The 7,465-nt window shown below is 48.6% G+C and carries 4 protein-coding genes and 1 pseudogene; 4 read left to right on the forward strand and 1 reads right to left on the reverse strand.

From position 1 onward, the window contains the following. The coding region (locus H6F50_RS00875; protein WP_277879307.1) for an ATPase domain-containing protein at positions 1-1,275 on the forward strand (1,275 nt) is incomplete at its 5' end. 510 nt (positions 1,276-1,785) lie between these two features. Continuing rightward, positions 1,786-4,539, forward strand: a complete 2,754-nt coding sequence (locus tag H6F50_RS00880) for a bifunctional diguanylate cyclase/phosphodiesterase (RefSeq protein WP_190425274.1) — start codon at positions 1,786-1,788, stop codon at positions 4,537-4,539. Positions 4,540-4,691: 152 nt separating this feature from the next. Here the strand turns inward: H6F50_RS00880 and H6F50_RS00885 are convergent, their stop codons facing one another. Beyond that, positions 4,692-5,735, reverse strand: coding sequence for an adenosine deaminase (locus H6F50_RS00885; protein WP_190425278.1), 1,044 nt, complete (start codon positions 5,733-5,735; stop codon positions 4,692-4,694). Between the two features lie 168 nt (positions 5,736-5,903). On the opposite strand from H6F50_RS00885, the gene H6F50_RS00890 reads away from it, so the two are divergent. After that, positions 5,904-7,244: an adenylosuccinate synthase gene (locus H6F50_RS00890; protein WP_190425281.1), complete on the forward strand. Its 1,341-nt coding sequence runs from the start codon at positions 5,904-5,906 to the stop codon at positions 7,242-7,244. Positions 7,245-7,369: 125 nt separating this feature from the next. After that, positions 7,370-7,465, forward strand: a pseudogene (locus H6F50_RS00895) (50S ribosomal protein L25); the annotation flags it as partial.

Genomic DNA, 7,465 nt, shown 5'->3' on the forward strand with positions numbered 1-7,465 from the left:
GGAGAGAAGGGACTGCTGTTTTCTTTTGAAGAAACGCGCGATCGCTTGTTCCGAATGGCAGAGGGTTTCGGCTGGAACCCTCAAGATTTGGAAGCCAAAGGCTTGTTACGGATCATTTTTATTCCCCAGACGGAGATTCGGGTCGAGGAACACTTAGAGTACATGGCACAGGAAATCGCAAGTTTCCAGCCTTCGCGCTTTGTCATTGATTCTTTTTCTGTCTTCCTGCACAAAGTGAAAGATTTGGCAGTGCAGCGGGAAAAAACTTTCCAATTGTCCACGCTGGTGCAGCGGGTTGGTGCGGTGGGTTTTCTCATCTCGAATATTCCCGCAGGCGAAGTGAACCGCCTTTCTCGCTTTGGGGTGGAAGAAACCGTGGTGGATGGGACGATTGTCCTTTCCACAGATGTCAATGGTCTTCAGCGCCGACGCTACATAGAAGTTTACAAAATGCGAGCCGCCGACCATGTGCCAGGTCGCCACCGCATGGAAATCGGTCATCAGGGCATTGAGGTGTTATATCTGGCACCGACTGAGCAAAAAACTAGCGGAATGAAGACACCGCCCCTACTGGCTTTCTCGCCGTTAAACGCGATCGCACGGGAGGGAGTTTTCTACGGTTCTGCTTGGTTGGTGCGAGGGGAACAGGGAGTCGGCAAGACGACGCTCGCCCAGCAGTTTGCCATTGAAGGATTGCAACGAGGGGAAAGCGCTCTGTTTATTGCGACGGAGGCTCCTAGCTACTTGCTACGCCAACAAATGGAAGTGTTCGGAGTTGAGATCGAGTCCTATTTGCGATCGCAACACCTGCGTATTTTAGATACTCATCCTTTCTCTAGCGAAGAATATATTGACCTGACTGATATGGAACGCTTTCTCTACGATATCGAGCGTCACCTGCGGGCAATGCCCAAACCCTGTCGGTTGATTACAGATTCTCTGACCCCGCTTGCTGTCCAATATGCTCCGGATGAGTTCATCACCTTCATCGAACGCAAGAATCGTCTGCTGCGGCAACTGGATGTGGCATTATTTGACACAATTCTCCCCAAAACACTCAATGAGAGCATTCTTTACAGCTTGCTTAATAGTTACGATGTCGTTCTGGATGTGTACGTTCCGAACTGGGGCGAGATGGGTCAGACGGGGCAAGGTTTTCGGGTACTTCAACTCCGTAAATCTAGAGGGACTCACTCTGACACCCGCCCCTATCCTTACACGATTCGCCAAGGCAAGGGAGTTAGCGTCCAAGAAGGCTTTTACGGAGAAATTTAAATTTATATCTGGTTGCTTTTACTAAAAAGAGCCTTCCTACGGATAACGAGAAAGAAGGCTGGAAAGCTGTATCCTACTCCACCAAATCGATCAACCTCTGGTATGGGTAGAACCCCCCATCTTTGACATAGTGTATCGACGAATACTACAAAACAGGGAACAATATCATTAGACAAATTGACCGTGGTCAGATTGTTGAAGCGCCAAAATCAATAAAAAGCCTTTGGTAGGCTCTCCCGGAAAGCGCTAAGGGAGTACCTGCCAGGATAAATACCGCGATCGGGGAGTTATTCCGTAAAGACAACGCCAAGGGTGTCTGCTAAATTCTGGGATTTTTGGCTGCATCTATTGCTAGCCATGATTTGCCGCACGTTTGCGGACTGGCGATCGCTTTCTTCGCATCTAGTGAAGAGCGCCCTTGATGCTGTTTCTTACTTCCTTGAGGACTAACTGCTTGTAGCTTTGCTGCTTTCCTTAAAATTTTTGCTGAATTATAAAAAGCCTCGTATTATGTTGAAAAAAATCGATGAGGAAGACCTCCTCCTAAAGATAGATCCAATAGAAATTCAGGATTATCGGGTCTTGCAACCCGTGGATGGCTCCGAGTTGAAGTATATAGAGTCCGTGATGGAGCGACAGCGTTTGGTCAGTGCTTTGGAACAGCAGGCACGAGAGTTGGAGGCGAGTCAGATGCGCTTCCGCACTTTGGAGATGCTGTACGAGCTTTTTTGGCAACTGGGTTACACCTTAAACTACGAAGAATTGGTGCGACTGATGTTGGCACACCTGCATCGTGCCGTGCCTCATGATGTCTCAGCGAGCATCTTGATGACTGAAGACTTGTGCCATGTTTTCATCCAACCGAATTGCACCCTCGCGCCGGAAGTTCAGGAGGAAATCCAACAGCGGCTGCTCAAAACTTTTGTCCGCATGAGGGGGAAAAATACCCAACTAGAGGCGGAGCAATGCCCAATTACAACGATAGAGCCACAGGGATTTGATGGAACGCGATCGCCCATTCGCAGTTTGGGTTCGTCTTTCCAAGTGCCGATTATTAATGCTGAAGGCAACCAAGTGGTGGGACTGCTATTCGTGGCAGCTCAAGCGGAGGGAGCATTTACTGAAGAGCAGGTACGATTGCTGTACACGGTGGCGAACCAGGCTTCTGCCTCTATTCAGCGGTTGCGGACGCTGCTGGCTGCTGAACAACAACATTTAGAGAGCTTGGTAGAAAATTTGCCGGAGGGAGTGCTGCTACTGGATGCCAACCAGCGGATTGTTCTGGCAAACCAGGCGGCTTGGAAGTATCTGGCGCTCTTACAAAACCAAAGTTCTACTCCGAGCAATATTGTGACTTTTTTAGGAGAGCAGTCTTTGGAGATGCTGCTACAGCCACCGAGCGAGGGAAAGTTTTGCCATGAGGTGGTGCTGGAGGGAGTACAGCGCCAGGTTTTTGAAGTCGTCGCTCAACCGTTGATCGCCAAGGCGGGTTTAGGAACGAGCAATTGGGTGTTGGTGATTCGGGATGTGACAGAACGCCAGCGGGTCGAGGAAACTTCCCGATTGCGCGATCGCGCGATCGCTGCCAGTAGTAATGGGATTGTTATCGTTGACGCCAGACTGCCCGATTTACCTGTTATCTATGTGAATCCAGCTTTTGAGCGGATTACAGGTTATACGGCGGCGGAAGTCACCGGACGAAATTGCCGTTTTCTGCAAGGACAAGAAACCAATCAATCGGGTTTACAGGAACTGCGAACAGCGCTGCGGTTAGGAAAAGCTGCGACTGTTGTTTTACGCAACTTCCGTAAAGATGGCACCCATTTTTGGAATGAGTTAAATGTCTCGCCGATTTACAACAGCGAGGGTGTTGTTACTCATTTTGTTGGCATTCAAATGGATATTACGGAGCGCAAACAAGCGGAAGAGCAACTGCTGCACAATGCGTTTTATGATGTTCTTACCGATTTGCCCAACCGAGCTTTGTTCATGGAGCGCTTGCATCGGGCGCTTGAGCGAGCAAAGCATTCCGAGAATTATTTATTTGCCGTCCTGTTTTTGGATCTTGACCGATTTAAAAATGTCAACGACAGTCTGGGACATATTGTCGGCGATCAAATGCTGATTGCGATCGCTAAACGCCTAGAAAAAAGCCTTCGCCACGGCGATACGGTAGCGCGTCTGGGTGGAGATGAGTTTGCGATTCTGCTGGAAAATATCAATGGGATCGGCGATGCTACCCATGTTGCCGATCGCATCCATCAGGAACTGACTTTGCCGTTAAATTTAAACGGGCATGAAGTATTTACCACCGCCAGTATTGGCATTGCTGTAGGGGCAGGGTCTTCTTACCCCGACTATGGGGGTTATGAGCATCCAGAGGATCTCCTGCGCGATGCTGATATCGCCATGTATCGAGCGAAGGCACTGGGGAAGGCTCGTTATGAGGTCTTTGATAAAAATATGCACGCCCGTGCAGTGGCGCTGCTTCAGTTAGAAACTGATTTGCAAAGAGCGACTGAACGGGGAGAATTTCTTCTTCACTATCAACCGATTGTATCTCTGCAAACTAACCAGGTTGTTAGTTTTGAAGCCCTGTTACGTTGGCAACATCCAGAACGCGGTCTTGTTTCTCCGGGAGAGTTTATTCCGGTTGCAGAAGAAACCGGATTGATTACTCGGATTGGCTGGTGGGTACTGCGCGAAGCTTGTACCAAATTGCGCGAATGGCAGACTCAATTTCCGAGTTCTATCCCTTTGAGTATCAGCGTAAATCTTTCAGGTAAACAGTTTTCTCAACCTGATTTAGTGGAACGCATCGCTGAAATTTTCGCGGAAACTGGCGTGGATGCTAGCAGCTTAAAACTAGAAATTACTGAAAGCGCCATTATGGAAAATGTTGAATCTGCATCAGCGATGCTTTGGCGACTGAGAAAGCTGGGCGTTCAGTTGTATATGGATGACTTCGGGACGGGTTATTCATCCTTAAGTTACTTGCGTCGTTTCCCGATCGATAAGCTGAAAATTGACAGATCTTTCGTCACCCAGATGGCAGGGGATAATGAGAGTCTGGAGATTGTCCGGACAATCGTGATGCTGGCTCACAATCTGGGAATGAATGCGATCGCAGAGGGTGTGGAAACCGTAGAGCAACTTGCTCAACTGCGATCGCTTCAATGTGAATACGCTCAAGGATATTTCTTCTCGAAGCCGGTCGATGCTGACACGGCGCGATCGCTCATCGCCAGCTCAAACACTCATTGATTCCTCCAACTCGCAAGTATTGAATTCACTCATTTCTGACAACTCGACTTTAGCGATTTGGAGATAAGTCAGCATCGAGAAGAAGAATAAATTAGGTTCTTGTGCCGTATTTAATTCAAATGAGAATTGCTATCGATTTCTCGATTAATGTCCTAACTACTGGCTGCTAAAACATTCGTGGATGCAGGGTGCAGCAATCCTGTCAAAAGTGATGCCGGACGTTGGCTGTAAGGCCAAGCAAAGGCATGACGAAATGCTGCCTCCTGACAAGCTTGCAACTGTTCAAAATCAATAATATCCAGTGTCAGCAGATTCTCATACTCAAAGGGCAGACGCACATTGTGTAACCCAGCGTTATCAGTACAGATGGCAATATCTACACCCGCTTCAAAACAGCGGTCAAACACCAGTTTGAGTTGACGCATATCCTCCAACGTGCCTGTTTTTAAGTACGTGGTAGGACATACTTCCAAACACTGATTTTGTTGAGCCAATTGTGGTAATAATTCTGGGTATTGCAGGGGGATTTGGATGCCGTGACCGATTCGCATCAAATGCGGCAGCAGTTCCGGATAACAGCCAGAAGGGGTTTCGTAGAGATGACCCGTGGTTTTAACACCGAGCGATCGCGCATCCTTATACAATTGGACAAACTCATCTAGACGCTCGGAAATTTGGGCATCTCCTCCCGCCATGTCCACCGCGCAGACATACTCCTTCTTCTGTGCTGCCAAATCAACAATCGCCCGGTTCACCTCATAAGGGAGCCGCGAGTGCATACACAGAATTTGGCTGGTCACAATCGGATACTCAGGCACCCGACTGGCTTTGCCGACAATATCCACAATTGTCGCCATTTGGTCAATTCGTTCTGGTTGGCTTAAATGCTCGGACGTTCGCAGATACGGTGTATATCGCAATTCTAAATAAGCCAAATTCTCAAAGATATAAGCACCCCGAATCAGCCGATAGATGAAATAGGGCAAAGTTTCTGCCGTTTGCGTACTTTCCACCAGCGTATGTAGTTCTAAATACTCATCCAGGGTGTTGCGGGGTCGCGTGTAAAATTCTTCAAACTCTGGATATTTTGGAAATCGTTGAGCTAGCTCAGAATCGCTGCGATGGAAATACCGCCAAAGAATACGAGGTACAACAGAACCGCCTAGATGGCGATGTAATTCAGCATATAAAGACACAGGAACCTCTTGCCGTAGTTGTGGAGTTGTTATCTTGTTAGTTGCTAAGGGTGCGCGGTGCGCCCCTTGTAGATGTGAAGCTGCGAATTGTTAATCTGAAGTTGACAGCGGTAGCACCATCTGTTAATAATTGTAATTTGTGAAAACTCTAGCTCTTTTAATAAACCCTTGGCTAACGTAGTTGTGATCGGTGCCCAGTGGGGCGATGAAGGCAAAGGTAAGATAACTGATTTACTGAGTAAATCAGCAGATGTCGTAGTACGTTACCAAGGGGGTGTCAACGCTGGGCACACCGTCGTGGTGGAGGATCAGACCTTTAAACTGCACCTGATTCCCTCTGGAATTTTATATCCGGACACCGAGTGCATTATTGGTTGTGGGACGGTCATCGATCCGCAGGTTCTGATTGAAGAACTGGATCAATTAGAAGCTCTGAAGATATCTACCCGTAATCTACTGATTTCTCAGAATGCCCACGTCACGATGCCTTACCACAGGTTAATTGACCAGGCATCCGAGGAGCGACGCGGTAGCTATAAAATCGGTACCACCGGACGTGGGATTGGCCCCACTTATGCAGATAAGTCAGAGCGAACCGGCATTCGGGTTTTAGACTTGATGGATACCGAAGGGTTGCGCGAACAGGTGCGATGGACGATCGATTATAAAAACGTCATTTTAGAAAAGCTTTACAACTTACCGCCCTTGGATGCAGAAATCGTGATCGAGCAGTACCTGGGGTACGCCGAGCGTTTGCGTCCGCATATCGTGGATAGTTCCCTAAAGATTTACGACGCGATTGGGCGACGGCGCAATGTTTTGTTTGAGGGTGCCCAAGGAACGCTCTTAGACTTAGATCACGGAACCTATCCTTACGTTACCTCCTCAAACCCAGTCGCCGGGGGAGCTTGCGTGGGTGCTGGGGTGGGACCAACGATGATCGACCGCGTGATTGGAGTAGCGAAAGCATACACGACGCGGGTAGGAGAAGGGCCGTTTCCCACCGAACAGAATGGTAGCGTCGGAGAAATGTTGTGCGATCGCGGGGCGGAATTTGGCACCACGACAGGGCGCAAGCGCCGCTGTGGCTGGTTTGATGCGGTGATCGGTCGTTATGCCGTGCGGATTAACGGTCTCGACTGTCTCGCGATCACCAAACTAGATGTTCTCGACGAACTAGAGGAAATTAACGTCTGCGTCGCCTACGAAATTGATGGCGATCGCACCGAAGACTTCCCCACCAACTCTCGTCAATTTTCCCGCTGTCAGCCGGTTTACAAAACTCTGCCTGGATGGAAACAATCCACTGCTGACTGCCGTACCCTGGAAGACTTACCCCAGCAGGCGTTGGATTATCTCAAGTTCCTGGCAGAGCTGATGGATGTCCCAATTGCGATCGTCTCCCTCGGTGCTAGCCGCGATCAAACGATTATAGTAGAAGATCCGATCCACGGACCCAAGCGGGCGCTATTGCACGCCAATGGCACGCCGGTAACATCACATCGGTAATGGGCGAAAAAATTAAAAGTTAGAAATTAAAAATTGAAGAAAGACGATTTTCTAATTTTTAATTTCTAATTTTTCATGAAGATGCCAATTACCAAGTCACTATTAGCAACTCACAAACAACGAAGATGGAACATACAGTTGAATGTCAAAAGCGCCCTGAAGGGAGCAAGCCGAATGCCCTTCGTCGCAGTGGATTAGTCCCAGCCGTCCTATACGGGCAC

Source organism: Coleofasciculus sp. FACHB-712 (assembly GCF_014695635.1).
GTDB lineage: Bacteria > Cyanobacteriota > Cyanobacteriia > Cyanobacteriales > FACHB-T130 > FACHB-T130.